The organism is Koromonas soli (genome assembly GCF_059726265.1).
In genome coordinates this window covers 1,979,206-1,995,448 of sequence record NZ_AP040872.1, presented here as the reverse complement: position 1 = coordinate 1,995,448, position 16,243 = coordinate 1,979,206, and the positions used below count along the sequence as shown (strand labels likewise).

General features: G+C 57.2%; 13 protein-coding genes. 9 read left to right on the top strand and 4 right to left on the bottom strand.

Annotated features, from left to right (window positions below; all coding sequences use genetic code 11):
* Positions 1-22: 22 nt before the first annotated feature.
* From mazG to AC6IY8_RS08695, 3 genes are read left to right on the top strand one after another with little or no spacing between them, the layout of a single operon-like run.
* Positions 23-895, top strand: coding sequence for a nucleoside triphosphate pyrophosphohydrolase (gene mazG, locus AC6IY8_RS08705; RefSeq protein ID WP_497778403.1), 873 nt, complete (start codon positions 23-25; stop codon positions 893-895).
* A gap of 59 nt (positions 896-954) precedes the next feature.
* Positions 955-2,490, top strand: a complete 1,536-nt coding sequence (gene malQ / locus AC6IY8_RS08700) for a 4-alpha-glucanotransferase (RefSeq protein ID WP_497778402.1) — start codon at positions 955-957, stop codon at positions 2,488-2,490.
* A 39-nt stretch (positions 2,491-2,529) separates the two neighbouring features.
* The gene (locus AC6IY8_RS08695) at positions 2,530-3,306 is read left to right on the top strand and encodes a GNAT family N-acetyltransferase (protein WP_497778401.1); all 777 of its coding nucleotides are present in this window, start codon (positions 2,530-2,532) and stop codon (positions 3,304-3,306) included.
* 11 nt (positions 3,307-3,317) lie between these two features.
* Here AC6IY8_RS08695 and def read toward each other — a convergent pair whose 3' ends face one another.
* Positions 3,318-3,899 carry a peptide deformylase gene (def, locus tag AC6IY8_RS08690; protein WP_497778400.1) on the bottom strand — a complete coding sequence of 194 codons (582 nt, stop codon included), beginning with the start codon at positions 3,897-3,899 and terminating at the stop codon, positions 3,318-3,320.
* Between the two features lie 118 nt (positions 3,900-4,017).
* Between def and AC6IY8_RS08685 the strand changes: the two genes are divergently transcribed.
* From AC6IY8_RS08685 to menC, 3 genes are read left to right on the top strand one after another with little or no spacing between them, the layout of a single operon-like run.
* Positions 4,018-5,034, top strand: a complete 1,017-nt coding sequence (locus AC6IY8_RS08685; RefSeq protein ID WP_497778399.1) for a SpoIIE family protein phosphatase — start codon at positions 4,018-4,020, stop codon at positions 5,032-5,034.
* A gap of 54 nt (positions 5,035-5,088) precedes the next feature.
* Positions 5,089-6,024, top strand: coding sequence for a DUF5996 family protein (locus AC6IY8_RS08680; RefSeq protein ID WP_497778398.1), 936 nt, complete (start codon positions 5,089-5,091; stop codon positions 6,022-6,024).
* 18 nt (positions 6,025-6,042) lie between these two features.
* The gene (gene menC / locus AC6IY8_RS08675) at positions 6,043-7,185 is read left to right on the top strand and encodes an o-succinylbenzoate synthase (RefSeq protein ID WP_497778397.1); all 1,143 of its coding nucleotides are present in this window, start codon (positions 6,043-6,045) and stop codon (positions 7,183-7,185) included.
* Here the strand turns inward: menC and AC6IY8_RS08670 are convergent.
* Entirely contained in the window at positions 7,175-8,041 is an 867-nt protein-coding gene (locus tag AC6IY8_RS08670) for a hypothetical protein (RefSeq protein WP_497778396.1), read from the bottom strand. The genes menC and AC6IY8_RS08670 overlap by 11 nt on opposite strands.
* Before the next feature lie 302 nt (positions 8,042-8,343).
* Here AC6IY8_RS08670 and AC6IY8_RS08665 point away from each other — a divergent pair, with 302 nt between their 5' ends.
* Positions 8,344-8,910 carry a bactofilin family protein gene (locus AC6IY8_RS08665; RefSeq protein WP_497778395.1) on the top strand — a complete coding sequence of 189 codons (567 nt, stop codon included), beginning with the start codon at positions 8,344-8,346 and terminating at the stop codon, positions 8,908-8,910.
* A gap of 29 nt (positions 8,911-8,939) precedes the next feature.
* Positions 8,940-9,629, top strand: a complete 690-nt coding sequence (locus tag AC6IY8_RS08660; protein ID WP_497778394.1) for a methyltransferase domain-containing protein — start codon at positions 8,940-8,942, stop codon at positions 9,627-9,629.
* On the opposite strand, the gene AC6IY8_RS08655 is transcribed toward AC6IY8_RS08660, so the two are convergent.
* Both AC6IY8_RS08655 and lptF read right to left on the bottom strand, forming a co-directional pair.
* On the bottom strand, positions 9,626-11,389 hold the full coding sequence (locus tag AC6IY8_RS08655) for an ABC transporter ATP-binding protein (RefSeq protein WP_497778614.1): 1,764 nt from the start codon (positions 11,387-11,389) through the stop codon (positions 9,626-9,628). The two genes, AC6IY8_RS08660 and AC6IY8_RS08655, sit on opposite strands and share 4 nt — an antisense overlap.
* Positions 11,390-11,498: 109 nt before the next feature.
* A complete protein-coding gene (gene lptF / locus AC6IY8_RS08650; protein WP_497778393.1) occupies positions 11,499-13,874 on the bottom strand; it encodes an LPS export ABC transporter permease LptF in 2,376 nt (791 codons plus the stop codon).
* A 128-nt stretch (positions 13,875-14,002) separates the two neighbouring features.
* On the opposite strand from lptF, the gene AC6IY8_RS08645 reads away from it, so the two are divergent.
* Positions 14,003-16,225 (top strand): glycoside hydrolase family 57 protein, encoded by a 2,223-nt coding sequence (locus AC6IY8_RS08645; protein ID WP_497778392.1) that lies wholly within the window; start codon positions 14,003-14,005, stop codon positions 16,223-16,225.
* Positions 16,226-16,243 lie beyond the last annotated feature (18 nt).

Here is a 16,243-nt window from a genome sequence, read left to right as displayed (position 1 = left end):
CGCGCCATGGAAACTGGTATCCATGACAACTGGCCAGCTATTTGAACGCGCCGTCGAGATCATGCACCGCCTTCGCGCTCCGGGTGGATGCCCGTGGGATCGGGAGCAGACCTTCGACAGCATTAAGAAGTACACGGTCGAGGAGACTTATGAGGTTCTGGAAGCGATTGAGAACCGGGACTGGAAGGAACTGCCGGGCGAGCTAGGAGACCTGCTGCTTCAGGTACTCTTCTATGCGGAGATGGCCGAAGAACAAGGACACTTCACCATCGACGATGTACTTCAGACACTTAGCGACAAGCTGGTTCGTCGCCATCCTCACGTTTTTGGGGACGTAGAGGCGGAAACTTCGCGCGAGGTGCTGCAGAACTGGGAGGCGATCAAAACCCAGGAGCGCGCGCAGAAGTCGGATAGTCAAACTGCCGAGGAACCCAAATCGCTGCTCGCCTCCGTTTCGACCGCAATGCCGGCCCTGCTCGAAGGGCTGAAGCTTTCGAACAAGGCGGCGCACGTAGGTTTCGACTGGCCATCGGTGGAAGGAATCTTCGACAAGCTCAAGGAGGAGGCTGCAGAACTGAGGTGCGAGGTCGAAAAGATTCCTCCTCCGGGGCCGCAGCCGATCGGAAGGGGTATTGCCGGGGCGCGGGGGAATCCGACGCCACCCGAGTTGCAGCAGCGGTTGGAGGACGAGGTTGGCGATTTACTGTTTACGGTCGTTAATCTGGCGCGTTATCTCGAAGTCGATCCTGAGTCGGCGCTGCGTCAGACGAACCGAAAGTTTCGCAAGCGTTTCGCGCATGTGGAGCGCAGCTTGCATCGGGAAGGGAAGAGTCCTGCAGAGGCCTCGCTGGATGAGATGGAGAGGCACTGGCAAGGGGCGAAGACTGTCGAGTAATCAGGGCTCGGTTTCTACCGTATTGCATGTCGATCCACTGACAATGTAGTGTGCTCGTTATGAAATTTCAGCGTAGCTCCGGAGTCCTGTTGCATCCGACCTCGCTGCCGGGCCCGTATGGTGCGGGTGATTTTGGGCCCGAAGCTTTCTCCTTCATCGATTTTCTGGCCGATGCCGGACAGAAGATCTGGCAAGTGCTGCCGCTAAATCCTACGGGATACGCGGACTCTCCGTACCAGTGCTTCTCGGCCTTCGCGGGAAACCCGCTGCTGATCAGCCTTGATCTGCTGGTTGAGCAGCAGCTGTTGAGCTGTGACGATGTGGCGGCTGTACCGAACTTTCCAACTCGCTATGTCGATTACGGACCTGTAATCGAATTCCGCTTTGCCATGTTGCGGCGCGCAGCCGAGCGATTCTTCGCGACCCTGGACCTTGAAGCGAACAATGCACGGAGAGCCGCGTACAAAGAGTTCTGCCTGCATCAGTCGGCATGGCTGGAGGACTATGCGCTGTTCATGGCGCTGAAAGATGCGCATGGCGGAGTGGGCTGGACTTTCTGGGAACACGATCTGGTAGTGCGCGATCCGAAAGCGCTTGCGAGTGCGCGTGAGAAGTTCGCAGCAGAGATTGCGGCGTACAAGTTCTGGCAATTCGAGTTCTTCCGCCAGTGGAGCGCCCTGCGAGACGCGTGTAATGCCCGCGGCATTCGCATTATGGGAGACGTGCCGATCTACGTGGCGCACGACAGCGCCGACGTGTGGACAGCGCGGGGTCTGTTCTGGCTGGACGAGAACGGAAACCCGCTCAAGGTGTCGGGCGTGCCGCCGGATTATTTCAGTGCGACCGGACAGTTGTGGGGGAATCCGACGTATCGCTGGGACGTGCTGCGCGCGGACGGATATCGCTGGTGGATCGAGCGTGTGCGCGGCGTGCTCAAGATGTTTGACCTGGTTCGCATCGATCACTTCCGTGGATTCGAGGCGTACTTCGAGATTCCTGCGGGAGAAACTACAGCTGTGAACGGCGTATGGATCAAAGGGCCGGGCAGGGAACTGTTCGAGGTTCTCGAGCGCGAGTTTGGGCAGTTGCCGATCATTGCGGAGAATCTTGGCAACATTACTCCGGAGGTCGAGGCGATTCGGTACGAGTTCGATTATCCGGGGATGGCAATCCTGCAGTTTGCGTTTGGTACTGACCCGCAAGGGCCTAGCTTCCGCCCGCATAATTACGTGCGCAATCTAGTCGCTTATACCGGCGGGCACGATAATGACACCACGCTGGGGTGGTGGAACAGCGGCATCGAGGGCTCGACGCGCAGCGAGGATGACCTTCGTCGCGAGCACGCATTTGCCAGCGCGTATTTGCATCTCTCGGAGAATGAGGAGATTCAGTGGGCGATGATTCGCACGCTGATGGCCTCGGTAGCAGACACGGTGCTGGTGCCAATGCAGGACATCCTGGGATTGGGGAGCGAGGCTCGGATGAACTTGCCGGGGCGGATGAGCGGAAACTGGAAGTGGCGGTATGACCGCGAGCAAATGAAGCCGGAGATGGCGCAGCGGTTGCGGGAGCTCACCGAGCTCTACGACCGGTGAGTTGTACAATGCAGTCCTTCGCTTCTAGAGGAGAAAGGCTTGGGAGCACATGCGGAAAGAGAGTGGCAGGGACTCGCTCTGCGCACCTGTCACGCGGTAGGTGAGTTCAGGCAGGTTGTTGCGCTGCAGAAAGAAATCTGGCAGTTCGACGACATCGAACTTGTTCCCACGCGACTCTTCGTAGTGGGAGAAAAGATCGGCGGCCATGTGCTTGGAGCATATGATGGCTCAACGCTGGTGGCTTTCGCTTACGGCCTGGTTGGAATGCGCGAGGGGCGTTCGTACGTTCATTCGCACATGCTCGGCGTGAAAGACACGCATCGCAACACGGGGCTGGGACGGGAAATGAAATTGTTCCAGCGGGAGCTTGCGATCAGCCAGGGTTTCGATCTGATCGAGTGGACGTTTGATCCGCTGGAGATCAAGAACGCATATTTTAATCTCGAAAAACTCGGTGCAGTGGTGCATCGTTATGTGGTCAATCAGTATGGGATTACGTCGTCTCCGCTGCAGGGCGGCCTCCCGAGCGATCGCCTGATCGCCGAGTGGTGGCTGGAGTCTCCGAGGGTTGAAAAGACGCTGGCCAGCAATAGACGGCCGGAAGTTGCGGTCATCGAAAAAGTCGAAGTGCCGTTGGAAGTTTCCGAGTGGAAAGCGCAGCCGGAAACTCGTTCGCGCGCGGCTGAGGTGCAGCGTCGCAATCGCGAAGCGTTGCAGAAGTATTTCGATCAGGGCTTGTGCGTTGTAGGTTACGAACAGACGAGCAGGGGCGATGGTTGCTTTCTGCTGGGGCTCTGGAATGAGGCGGCGTGGTAGCTTGTTTGCGGCTAACCGAAAATGCTGCGAGCTTCTCGTTCGGCATTGCGCCAGCGATCGGTGTAGTTTTTCACTGACATGAACGTGCGCGGCTTCATGCGATCGATGTACAGGGTTCCGTTCAAGTGGTCGATTTCGTGTTGCAGAATGCGCGCGTACCATCCCTCGGCAACTACGGTGCGAGCTGTGCCGTGCTCATCCAAATAACGCACGCGCACGTTGCGATAACGAGGAACCTCAGCGGTATAGCCCTCAACACTTAGACAGCCCTCGAAGAATTCGACTTGCGAGTTGTCCGGAATCTCCAACCGGGGATTGATGAGTACATGAAAATCGACTGGCACGCGCTCGCGTGCTTTTAGCTGCTCGGCGCTCCACGATGCGTGATACTGCGCGCGATCCTCGATGATTGCGAGCTGCACGCCGAGGCCGATTTGAGGTGCTGCGAGGCCGACACCCGGGGCAATGCGCAGGGTTTCGAGCATATCCGCTATGGTTTGCTGAATATTTGGGCTGGCGATCTCTTCCGCGCTGAGCGGACGTGCGGGTTGTCTGAGTACCGGGTCGCCTGCCTGGACAATCTCGAGCTTCATGGGTGTAAGCTTCTCCTCCTCAGCATTGTAGCCCGAGGCGCAGAGAGCACCAGAAGGGTAAGAATACAGAATCCCTCTGCGCTGTTTGACATCTGTATTCGATGGGAAGGGGGAAGGTATGGCTGCGAGAGATTATCCCATCCAGCAAACATCCCGTACTGATGATGCTCTACATAGCGCCCTGCACCGCCAGCTTGAACACCGCCGGGCAGTGCTGGCACAAGCCGTGGAAACAGCTCCGGAAGGTGCGCAGATCGTTCATCTGTTGCATGAAGTGGACGCAGCACTGGACAGGCTCTCGGGAGGCACTTATGGGATATGTGAGGTCTGCCACGACACGGTAGAGGATGGCCGTTTGCTGGCCGACCCCTTGGTAAAGTTCTGCCTCGATCACCTGCCTCCGAAAGAACAGGCAGTGCTGGAGAGAGACCTCGAACTAGCGGCGCAGATTCAGTGCCGGCTGCTGCCGCGATCGAACTTTCAATGCGATGGGTGGTGTGTGGCTTACCACTACAAGCCGCTGGGAATTGTGAGCGGAGATTACTGCGATCTGGTAATCGGTCCGGATGAGCAGTTGTACTTCATTGTGGGCGATGTGGCTGGGAAAGGCGTGGCGGCATCGATGCTGATGTCGAACCTTAGCGCAATCTTCCGTGCCCTGATTCCACTTGGACTGCCGCTGGCAGAGTTGATGGAGCGAGCGAATCGCATTTTCACCGAGAGCACTTTGCCAACGCAGTTTGCAACGCTGATATGCGGCAAGGGAATGCACGGTGGAGCTCTGGAACTGTGCAGCGCAGGGCATGTTCCGGCGCTGGTGGTCGCGGGCGATCATGTGAGGCAAGTGGGATCGCATGGATTGCCGCTGGGACTGTTTGCGGAGCAGAAGTTCACCACATCGCGGTTTGAGATCGAGCAAGGCAACTCACTGGTGCTATTCAGCGACGGCGTTTCTGAGGCGCGGATTGAGGACGAAGATTACGGCTATGATCGGCTGGCCGAAGCTGTGCAAAGTTGTGCAGGACTTGATGCTTGCGACGTGGTTTCCAAGTGCATAGAGAATCTGGAGGCTTTTCTTGGATCGGCTCCGGTGTTTGATGATCAGACATTGATGGTGGTGCAAAAACGCATCTGACATTCAGGCGCCTTCGCCGCGAAGGCCCTACATATTGTTGAATGGAGCGCCGCCATGGATCAGAACTCGCGCATTGTCGCCATCACCCCTTCAGAAGCCTGGCCTGCGCTGCCTCTGCGCGATTGGCAGGAGACTTACCACAATCTGCACATGTGGGCTCAGATCGTGGGCAAGGTACGTCTTGAGCTGACGGACCGCACAAACCACTGGTGGAATGTGCCGCTGTATGTGAGCGCACGGGGGTTAACCACAAGCCCCATTCCGTATGCTCACTTGGTGTTTGAGATTCAGTTTGACTTCATCGATCACAAATTGCTGATTGATCGCTCGGATGGCATGCGAAAGGTGATCGATCTGGTGCCGCGTACGGTTGCGGATTTCTATTCCGAATTCATGGGTGCGCTGAGATCGCTCGGAATCGAAGTCTCGATCTATGGCACGCCGGTCGAGGTCGCGAATCCGACGCCGTTTGCAGAGGACCGCCTTTATCGCGCATACGATGCTGATGCCGCGCACCGCTTCTGGCGGATACTGGTCTCGTGCGATGCAGTGTTCAAGCACTTTCGGGCGCGATTTACGGGGAAGAACAGCCCCGTGCAGTTTTTCTGGGGAAGCTTTGATCTGGCAGTCACGAGATTCTCTGGAAAGCGCGCCCCGGAGAGGCCGGGTGCCGACCCGATCACGCGCGAAGCGTACTCGCACGAGGTGATCAGCGCAGGATGGTGGCCTGGCGGAAACGGCGTGGATGGGCCTGCATTCTATTGCTATGCGGCTCCCGAGCCGGCAGGACTGAACGAGCGAAGCATTCGCCCGGAAGATGCGTTCTATCATCCGGAGCTAAAGGAATTCATTCTGATGTATGACCGCGTGCGCGCAGCAGCTTCTCCGGAAGAAGTGCTGATGGCGTTCCTTCAAAGCACGTATGAAGCGGCGGCGGACTTGGGACACTGGAACAGAGCAGAGCTGGAGGCTCAGGGAACCGCAGCGTAATAGCGAAGTTGCGTAGCGGTGCACGGCTCTGATAGCGTGCACGGAATGAAGATCGAGGCCATCACACTTCGCGAAATCCGCATGCCGCTGGTTCACTTTTTCGAAACCAGCTTTGGACGCACTACCGAACGCCGCATTCTTCTCGTCACTGTTCACTGCGAAGGTGTTGATGGCTGGGGAGAATGTACGGCAGGCGAGCACCCGTTCTACTGCGAAGAATCAACCGACACGGCGTGGTACATCCTGAAGGAATATCTGGCTCCCGTGTTCGCCGGCAGGACGCTCGAGAGCGGCCGCGAAGCGGCGTTTCGGATGCCGGCGGTGCGTATGCATCGCATGGCGAAAGCTGCGCTCGAAAATGCGGTGTGGGATGCAGAAGCGCAAGCCAAGCAGGTTCCACTCTGGAAACTCATGGGTGGCACGCGCAAAGAGATCGCGGCGGGAGTGTCGATAGGCATTCAAGACTCGCATGAGCAACTGCTGGAGAAGATTGCTGTCGAAGTTGCGGCGGGATATCAGCGGATCAAAGTTAAGGTGAAGCCGGGCTGGGATTTGGAAGTGCTGGCGAAGATCCGCGCAAAGTGGCCAAGTATTCTGCTTTCCTGCGATGCGAACAGCAGCTACACACTCGATCAAGTCGATCACTTGAAGCAGTTCGATCAATACCGGCTGTTGATGATCGAGCAGCCGCTCTGGAGCGACGAGATTTATCTTCACGCGCTGCTGCAGAGTGAGCTTACGACGAGTCTTTGCCTGGACGAATCGATCCTGAATGCGCGGCATGCGTTGGCGGCGATCGAGATGAAGGCCTGCCGTATTTTGAACATAAAGCTGGGACGGGTGGGCGGCTTTACTGAGGCGATTCGCGTGCACGATGTGGCTCTGGCTTCGGAGATTCCCGTGTGGTGCGGAGGGATGCTGGAGAGTGGACTCGGTCGCGTGCACAACCTGGCGCTTTCGACCCTTATAGGGTTCTCGCTGCCCGGAGACGTATCGGCGTCCGCACGCTACTGGCGCGAGGACATCATCGAGCCGGAGGTAGTAGTCTCACCGACAGGAACCATTGCGGTCAGCGACGCGCCGGGGCGTGGGTACGAGCTGAAACTTGACCTCATCGAACAACTGACAGTGCGCAAGGAGACCATTCGTCCTAACGCATGAGTTGCGCGTTCTCAGGATTCTCGGTTTTGAGGTAGTTCAGCGCCTGATCGACAGACATGGGCGGAACCGGGCGATAGTCCCATGAGCTTTCATCTTCATCGATGTGTATCGATTTAACGAACAGGGCTTTGCCTTCGAAGTGAAGGATCATCCTGGTGGTGTCCCAATGACCAGGCGTAATCTCGCTCTGCTCGACGACGAAGCGTCCGCCTCTATAAAGCTTTCCAAGAATGCCCCAACCGAAACTTACGTCTTTGAAAAGCGTGCCATCGATTTTGACGAGGCGGCCTGCGCTCTCATCGATGAGCATCTCGCCCTGCATTCCGGTGAAGACCATTGACTCGCGGCCAGGTGGATCGAAGCCGGCGCGAGGCACGAACCGTATGCGGGTGAGCTGATGCCCGTTGGGCGCCTGGGTCGATTCAAGCTCCTGAAAGTCGAATGCGTCAGGGATGGTGGCGAGCATCTTGCTGGTGCGCTGATCATCCTCCTGATGCTCTTTCTTCTTCTTTTCAAGTTGGGCGGGGTCACGCATCTTGCGGATGCGTTCTTCTTCCTGCTGCTGCTGCTCGGGGGTGAGGGGCTTGCCGTTGATGAGCACAACCCGGCTCAGTATCCCATTTGGAGTTTCCACGATGCGCTCGGTCTCGACTGCGCCACCACGATGTTTGCGCTCTTTCCATGTAAAGAGGCGAGCCCTTCTCGTGCTGTCCTGCAACTCGTGCTGGATCGCGTTGCGTACGATGTCACGCGGGGTGTTCTGGACCTGAACGGTTGCCGCAAACGAAAGCGAGACAAGCAGGCAGGATAGGGCTGTGAAGATAGTGCTGCGCCGTCGATGGCTGGAGCTTTTCATAAAATCAATTCACGGACAGGGTGAGTTAGAAGCACGAATTTGATGAGTTGTTGCAGCCCATTTGCTATTCCCAATCAAACGTATGAGACGAACGTGGCTTCAGGGCAAAACATCTGGATTTCTATGGGCGGGCCGGGCAGGAATAAGGCAGTGAAAGGCGTAAAATGATTTTGTAGGTAATTGCCGCTGGCTCCGCGGTTCGCTATAGTCAAGTGAGCCGAAGATTTCTGCTATTCCCCGGGAATGGCGAAAAAGGCTGGCCTCCGTCTTGCGGCCGCCGAACGAATGGGAGTGTTCCCAAAATGTGGAAAACGCGCAGAGAAGACGAAAAGCCGTTCGCGACACCTACTCCGCAGCCGCCGGCACCGGTGGTCCCGGCAACGACATCGTATCAACCTCGCACTCTGGAGATTCCAAAAGTGGATAACCATCGCACTGATGTGGCGCACATCGGTAAATCTGTGATCATCAAAGGCGAACTCACCGGAAGCGAAGACCTCTTCCTTGACGGTGAGGTCGAGGGGAGCATCGATCTCCGCGAGCACAACCTGGTGATCGGCCCCAATGGTCGCGTTCGCGCCAACGTGTATGCCAAGGACGTGGTTGTTCAGGGCAAGGTGGACGGGAATGTCACCGGAGTCGAAAAGGTCGAGCTGAAAAAGTCCGCTGTGCTCAACGGCGATATCAACACGCAGCGCATCGTTATCGAAGATGGCGCATATTTCAAGGGTTCCATCGACATCCGGAAGGCAGAGGGCAAAGCGAAAGCCGAGCCAGCTCGCCCAACGGTGCAGGCTGCGGCCACTGCTGCTACGCCGCTGTTCAATGGCCCAGCTTCCGGCGCATCAGCCGGGGCCGAAAAGAAGTAGAATTGAGAGTATTGGGATCGGCGTAACGAGTGACCGATCCCACATTCCCCACTCCGGTCAGGTTCCACTTGGGCTTCTTTCGCAACATCTTTGGGGGTAGCGCACAGCAGCAATCGGTCGCTGGCGAAAGTGCGCCACGCATTCCCCGCCGCTCGACCGGATTCCATCAGTTTACCCGGTCTATCCTGCGCCCGGACGGGCAACGAATTCTGGACCTTGGTTCCACCTCGAGCAGCAATATTCAGTTCATCACCGGACTGGGCCACAAGGCCTATAACGAAGATGTGCTGATGGAGGCGAATGCCAGCAGGTTGGTGGTTCCCGGACCTGAAGAAGGTAGCACCACGGTCGATGTGGACCGTTTCCTGGCGGAAGACTTGCAGTATGAGAACGAATCTTTTGACGCTGTGCTGCTGTGGGACGTTTGCGATTACCTGCCGGAACCGGTGGTGAAACCGGTCATCGACCGCATCTATCAGATCACCAAGCCAAAGGCGGTGTTACTGGCCTTCTTCCATACAAGGGACGCAGGGCCTGAAGCTCCGTTCTACCGATTCCATATCACGGCGGAAGATACTCTGGAATTACAGCAGGGACCCCACTTCCAATTACAACGCGTGTTTCAGAACCGTCACGTGGAGAACCTCTTCCACGACTACACCTCGATCAAATTCTTCCTCGGCAAGGAAAGCATCCGCGAAGTGTTGCTGGTGCGCTAGGCGGTTTCGAGCTCCTCTTCCAAAAGCTGCTTGTCATGCAGGTCCGTGTAGTACCCGTTTAAAGCGATCAACTCGTCATGGGTGCCGTATTCCACGATCTCGCCCTTGTGCAGCACTGCAATGCGGTCTGCATTGCGCACGGTTGAAACACGGTGAGAGATGAAGATGGTCGTGCGGCCCTGCATGATTCCGCGAAGGCCGTTCAGGATGTGGTCTTCGGTCTGGGTATCGACGCTGGCTAATGCGTCATCCAGCACAAGGATTCGAGGCTCGCGGATGACGGCACGCGCTATAGCTGTGCGCTGCTTCTGACCTCCGGAGAGAGTGAGGCCGCGCTCGCCAACCATGGTGTCGTACTTCTCGGGAAAGCTCTCGACATCGTCGGCAATGCGCGAGATCTGGGCAGCTCGAAGTACCTGCTCATCAGTGGCGCTGTCGGTTCCGAAGGTGATGTTCTCGCGAATGGTCGCGCTGAACAGGAAGGTTTCCTGCGGCACGAATCCGATCTGGCGACGCAGCGTTTCAATCGGGTACTCGCGAATAGGGCGCCCATCGATCAGCACCGCTCCGGGGTCGGCATCGGCGATGCGGGGAATCAGCGAGACCAGAGTGGATTTTCCGGAACCGGTGGGACCCACGATCGCCAGGCTGGTGCCGGCAGGGACGCGCAGGTTCACCTTGCGCAGAACGGGCGTACCGGGCTTTACGGTGGCTGGTTGGCCGGAGTTGGCCAGCGTAGAACGCCGGTCGTAGGCGAAAGTCAGATTGCGGAATTCAATCTCGCCCCTGATTTCTGTGTCGGGCGGAGCGGTAATTAGAGCTGGATTGTCGGCAATGGCCGGTTTCTGCCGCAGGATTTCGTCGATGCGCTGCATGGAAGCGGTGCCGCGCTGGAAGATGTTGATGACCCAACCGAGGGCGATAATCGGCCACGTGAGTTGAACCATGTAGGTGGTGAATGCGACAAAGCTTCCGACCGAGATTCGGTGCAGTAGCACTTCTTTGCCGCCGACCCAGAGCACAATGACCAGAGCGAAGCCCAGCATCATCTCCAGCGTAGGCCAGAGCATTCCCATGAGCCTAGCGAGCGGCATAGAACGATTGATGTAGGCGATGTTTTCGGTTTCAAAGAGAGCGATTTCCGCTTCTTCCTGAGCGTAGGCGCGAATGAGGCGAGCCCCGGAGAAGTTCTCCTGTGCGCGGGCGCTGATGTCGCTGAACTTGGCCTGGATGCGCTCGAAACGCTCATGAATGCGGGTGCCGAAGTACTGGACGATGATGCTGGCGATGGGAAGCGGTAAGAAGGCCCAGAGCGTGAGCTTGGGGCTGATGCGGGTCATGAAGATCAGCGCGCCTGTGGTGAATACAAGGGTGTTGGCCGAATACATGATCGCCGGTCCAAGCAGCATGCGGACCGCGTTCAGATCGTTGGTGGCGCGGGCCATGATGTCGCCGGTACGGGTGCGTTGGTAGAATCCGCCGTCGAGGGCCTCAAGGTGGCGGAAGAGATCGTTTCGCAGGTCGAACTCGATTTCGCGCGAGATTCCGATGACGATCCAGCGCGTCAGGAATTGGAATATGCCCTTGCCAGCGGCGACAGCGACAAGCAGGCAGCACCATGTGAGCAGCTTGCCATGAGTGACGCCGCGATTAAGGTCGTCGATGATGCGCTTGATGAGGAGCGGACTGAGGACCCAGATTCCGTTATTGCAGAAAACAGCAACTGTGCCGGCGAGAAACCCCTTCCAGTGACGCTTCATATAGGGGAGCAGTGGCCGGAATTCTGACAATCGCAAAGCTAATCACCTGTGGAACTGTCGATTCTATACAGATGCGATTGTAACAGCGGAGGTCGCGAGCGACCGGCGGCTATGTTGGAACCTTGAGAAGGAGGTAGCCGCCGAGGAATCCGAAAATGAGGTCTGGCGCCCAAGCCGCCATGGCTGCAGGCAGTTGGCTGGCGTTCCCCATGGCCTCGAACAGTCCGGCGGCGACGAAGTACACGATGGCAACGGAAAGCGCTACGGCAATTCCAGTGAGCGCTCCTTTGCGTCCTGCGGACAACGAGAAAGGCACGGCGAGAATGGCCATCACGAGCGTGATGAGCGGGTAGGCAAACTTTTTCTGCAACTGCACGCGCAGGCGGACAACATCAAAGCCGCTCTGTTGCAGGTCGGCGATGTAGGAGCGCAGCTCCTGATAGTTCATCTCGGAACTCTGGCGCACTTCCTTCTTGAAGTACATTGGCGGCTCAACGAGCGTGGGGAAGGTCTGCGCGTCGAACTGATGGAAGTCCTGAATAGCCGCGCCGCGGAACCCTCTCGCCCAACCTTGCTCGAAGATCCACTTGCTCATCTCCTCAGACCAGTGAGCGCGCGCGGCGTGAACTCTTCCGGTCAACTCGAACGTGGTTGGATCGAACTGGAAGGCCGTCACGTTAACGAACGTGTTCTGATCAGGGTCGAAGAACTCGTAGTAGTAGATCGTGTGGTGTTCGCCGAAGATCCACTTTCGGTCGGGGCGCAGATAAGTCTGCGCGGGCTTGCCTTTGATCTGGTTGCGAATCGTTTCCTGACGCTGATTGGCTCCGGGAATATAGAACTGGTCGAAGAAGAACAATCCCACGCTGAGGATGGCGGCGATTACGAGTACGGGGAAGATTACGCGATAGATGCTGGTTCCGGTAGCCTTCATCGCGGTGATCTCGTTGCTCTTCTGCAGGAGGCCGATGGTGGTGAGGACAGCCAGGAGCACGCTCAGCGGCGTCATGATGTAAATCATCGACGGCGTCACGTTGAGCAGATACTTGCCGACCATGACGAGCGGAATGCGATTGCGAACGATGTCGCCGAGCAGTTCGAAGAAGGTAAAAATCAGCGTTAGCAGGATGAAGGAAACCAGGATCATCCCGAGGTACATGGCAAAGTCGCGCAGGATGAGTTCATCGAGGAGCAACGGATAGCGCAGGCTGTACTTGCCCCGGCAGAATGGTTTGTCGCTCGCTCGCGAGATTCCCAAGATAGTTTTCCGCGGTTCTTTTTCCTGTTCACGCGGAGTGAAGCGCTCACGTATCGAGTCCCACAAACCGCGAAGCGAGCCAATGTCGATAATGGCGCGATCCATGCGGTAGAGCAGAAAGACTCCAGCGAAGAAGAAGAGGACGTTTGCGCTCCACACGCCAATGCCGGGAGGAATCTTTCCACTGCGTCCGAGCGAGATTCCTGTAAGGGAGACGAAGTAGTACAGGAAGACCAGCGCAATGGTGAGCACGAATCCCATGCTCTTGCCGCCCTTCTTCGACGACAGTCCAAGTGGAATTCCAACCAGCGCCAGGACGAGGCATGAGGTCGGCAAGGCGAAACGGCGATGGAATTCGACGAGGTTCCAGCGGGCTCGGGCGGCGGGAGTGTCCTGAGCATTGCGCGGCTTTGTTTTGTCCGCCTCAGGATGGTGCCCGCGATACCAAAGTTCCGCGGTGCTCATTTCACTTACCGGCACCAATTCCTGCTTGGCTTCATCGGGCTTGGGTAGCGAAATGGGGATATCGGTGTGACCGAAAGTAGAAATCTCGTACTGTTCAGGGTGACGTGATTGCACCACCTGCTGCGAGCCCTGATTCAGGTGCATGCGTATCAGGTCGGGGCCATCGGAGATGATCAAGCCGTTTCGCGCTACGGTGATCTTCGGGGCGGTTGGATCGGAAACGTCGGCTAAGAAGACTCCACGCCACTCAGATGCATTCGATCCCGCACGAACGTCCTCGACGTATAGCACCATGTTCTTGAAGTCTTCGTAGAAAACTCGGGGCTGCACTTCAAAGGATGCTTGCGAGCTCTTTAGCTTATTTTGCAGGCGTGCCAACGCAGCCGAAGACATTGGCGCGAGCCAGACACTGTTGGCTAATGCCATGAGCCAGGTCGCAACGGCGAAGATTGAGATGATGCGTACGAATCTCCAGGCACCTAACCCGCTGGCGCGCATGGCGGTGATTTCGCTGTCGGCAGCGAGCCTGCTCAGGCCGAGCAACACTCCGACCAGCAGGCCCATTGGAATGGTGATGGTGCAGGCGACGGGGAGGGTGAGGAAGAAAAGCTCGGCTACGCTCGGAAGTGGAGCGCTGTTGCGAACGACAATCTCCAGGAGCTTGCCGAGATCGCGCATGAAGATGACGAAGGTGAACAGGGATGCGCCGATCAGGGCGTGCTGCACGATTTCGCTAAGAATGTAGCGCGAGAGAATCTTCACGGGCGCAACCGGCAAAAAACCTTTTGTTGAGACTAATGTTCTTTCGTGAGTCTAGCATGGCGGTGAAAGCTGCGGGGCTGCTATCCTAATCAAGTTCCTGGCATTCTGTACCGTTTCGTTCACATTCGATGGCTCAAGGTAAAATCCGACTTCTCCTTCTCTGGCATATGCACCAGCCTTTTTACAAGGATCTGGTCAGTGGCGAATATCGCCTTCCCTGGGTGCGTTTGCACGCGCTCAAAGACTATTACGGGATGGTGAAGCTGCTGGAAGAGTTCCCGCAGGTTCATCAGAACTTCAATCTCGTGCCTTCGCTGGTGGCGCAGATTGAGGATTACAACTCTGGGATGTTCCGCGACCCTTTCTGGGACGTGGCCGCCAAGCCCGCATCAGAGTTGAGCCTCGACGAAAAGCACTTTGCCCTGACGTACTTCTTTCAGGCGCATGGCGAGCACATGATCGGCAGATATCCGCGCTACCGAAGTCTGTGGGAGCAGGTGCGCGCCGCAGGACCAGACCCGGCCAATGCCGCAATCACATTTTCCGAACGTGATTATCGCGACTTGCAGGTACTTTCGCAGATTGCCTGGTTCGACGAGTACTACCTTGAGGACGCAGGTGTAAAAGCGCTGATCGATAAAGGTCAGGATTTTAGCGACGAAGACCAGCGTTTCGTACTGAGCAAGCAGCACGAGATTCTCCGGGGCGTCCTGCCGACGTATCGAGAGGCAGCCAGACGAGGATCGGTCGAGTTGTCGGCGACACCGTACTATCACCCGATTCTGCCGCTGGTTTGCGACACCAATGCAGGCCGGGAGTCTGTACCAGGGCTGCCGCTGCCAACAGAGCGATTCCGCCGTCCGGAAGATGCAGAGGAACAGATTCGCCGTGCGCTGAATTCGCATGAGCGCACCTTTGGCGTGCGTCCGGCAGGCATGTGGCCGAGCGAAGGTTCGGTCTCGGATGAGGCGTTGAGCATTGCCGCACAGCTTGGCGTGAAGTGGATGGCAACCGACGAAGGTGTGCTTGGACGCAGCATTGGCCATGAAATGCTGCGCGACGGAGATGGATTCCTCGATCGCAACAGCGCCGAAAAGCTCTACAACATTTACTGCTGGGAGCGCGACAACTCGGCGATGAACCTGGTGTTCCGCGATCACCGCATCAGCGATCTGCTTGGGTTTGTGTATGCAGGCATGAGCTCGGCTGATGCTGCGGGGCATTTGTTGAACAGCATCAAGCGGGCAGCTGCGCCGGTTGTAGAAACCGGCCGTGACGCAGTGCTCTCGATTATTCTCGATGGCGAAAACGCCTGGGAAAGCTATGACGGAAACGGGCGCGATTTCCTGCGCCGTTTCTACGACGGACTGCAACGCGATTCTCAGATTGAGCCGATCACAGTCTCGGAGGCCATCGAGCGGCAACAGCCGGAGTCGGTTGGCAAGTTGCGCGGGCTGGTTCCGGGATCGTGGATCAATGCGAACTTCAATGTTTGGATTGGTGCGCCGGAAGATAATAAGGCATGGGATTATCTGAACCAGGCACGCGACTTCTTTGAGGCCAACTCAAGCCGAGCCAAGAGTGCCGATCGCGATCTTGCGTACGAGGAGTTGCTGATCGCAGAGGGAAGTGACTGGAACTGGTGGTATGGTCCGGAGCATCACTCGGCAAACGACCGCGATTTCGATGAGCTCTATCGCAAGCATCTCTCCAATGTGTACACGGCTTTGGGCGGAGTTCCTCCCGATCACCTTGCGCGCCCTATCTCCGGCGTGCTGACTCGTTCGACATTCGTTCCTCAGACGGCGTATGTGCGGCCCAGCATCGACGGACAGGTCAGTAGCTATTTCGACTGGATGGGCGCTGCTATGTTCTCGAGCGACCGCCGCGGCGGCAGCATGCATGGCAAGCTCTTCGTACTTGAGGCGCTGTTTGCAGGCATCGACGAGACAAATCTCTATGCACGCCTGGATTTCACTGCCAAGCTGCCGGACGGTAACAGCACGGCTGCGCTGCAACTGGCCTTGCGCGATGGCGAGCAGATACTGAAGACATATCATCTCGATATCGAATTGGTGAACGAGCAGCTTACGAATTGGAAGCTGCGCAACGGGAAGAGCATTATAGCTTCGCAGAGTAAGGCACAAGGCGTGGAGATTGCGATTGGGAAGGTCCTGGAGATCAAAGTACCGATGAAGCTTGTAGACGCAGAAGAAGGAAACACTTTCAACCTGCGCTTCGTGCTCTATCGCGACCGGTTGCCTATTGACGCCGTGCCGCAGGAAGGCTCGCTGGAAATCCAGGTGGCACCCGAAGACGTGCTGGTGGAAATCGCGTATCAAACGCAATGAGGCGCAGAGGACGGCGGA

Bases quoted from the DNA above. Each gene is read 5' to 3' on its own strand.
- AC6IY8_RS08665 (WP_497778395.1), top strand. From the start codon at position 8,344: ATGTGGAAAACGCGCAGAGAAGACGAAAAGCCGTTCGCGACACCTACT.
- AC6IY8_RS08645 (WP_497778392.1), top strand. From the start codon at position 14,003: ATGGCTCAAGGTAAAATCCGACTTCTCCTTCTCTGGCATATGCACCAG.
- AC6IY8_RS08680 (WP_497778398.1), top strand. From the start codon at position 5,089: ATGGATCAGAACTCGCGCATTGTCGCCATCACCCCTTCAGAAGCCTGG.
- AC6IY8_RS08685 (WP_497778399.1), top strand. From the start codon at position 4,018: ATGGCTGCGAGAGATTATCCCATCCAGCAAACATCCCGTACTGATGAT.
- def (WP_497778400.1), bottom strand. From the start codon at position 3,899: ATGAAGCTCGAGATTGTCCAGGCAGGCGACCCGGTACTCAGACAACCC.
- AC6IY8_RS08655 (WP_497778614.1), bottom strand. From the start codon at position 11,389: ATGAAGCGTCACTGGAAGGGGTTTCTCGCCGGCACAGTTGCTGTTTTC.
- mazG (WP_497778403.1), top strand. From the start codon at position 23: ATGACAACTGGCCAGCTATTTGAACGCGCCGTCGAGATCATGCACCGC.
- malQ (WP_497778402.1), top strand. From the start codon at position 955: ATGAAATTTCAGCGTAGCTCCGGAGTCCTGTTGCATCCGACCTCGCTG.
- AC6IY8_RS08670 (WP_497778396.1), bottom strand. From the start codon at position 8,041: ATGAAAAGCTCCAGCCATCGACGGCGCAGCACTATCTTCACAGCCCTA.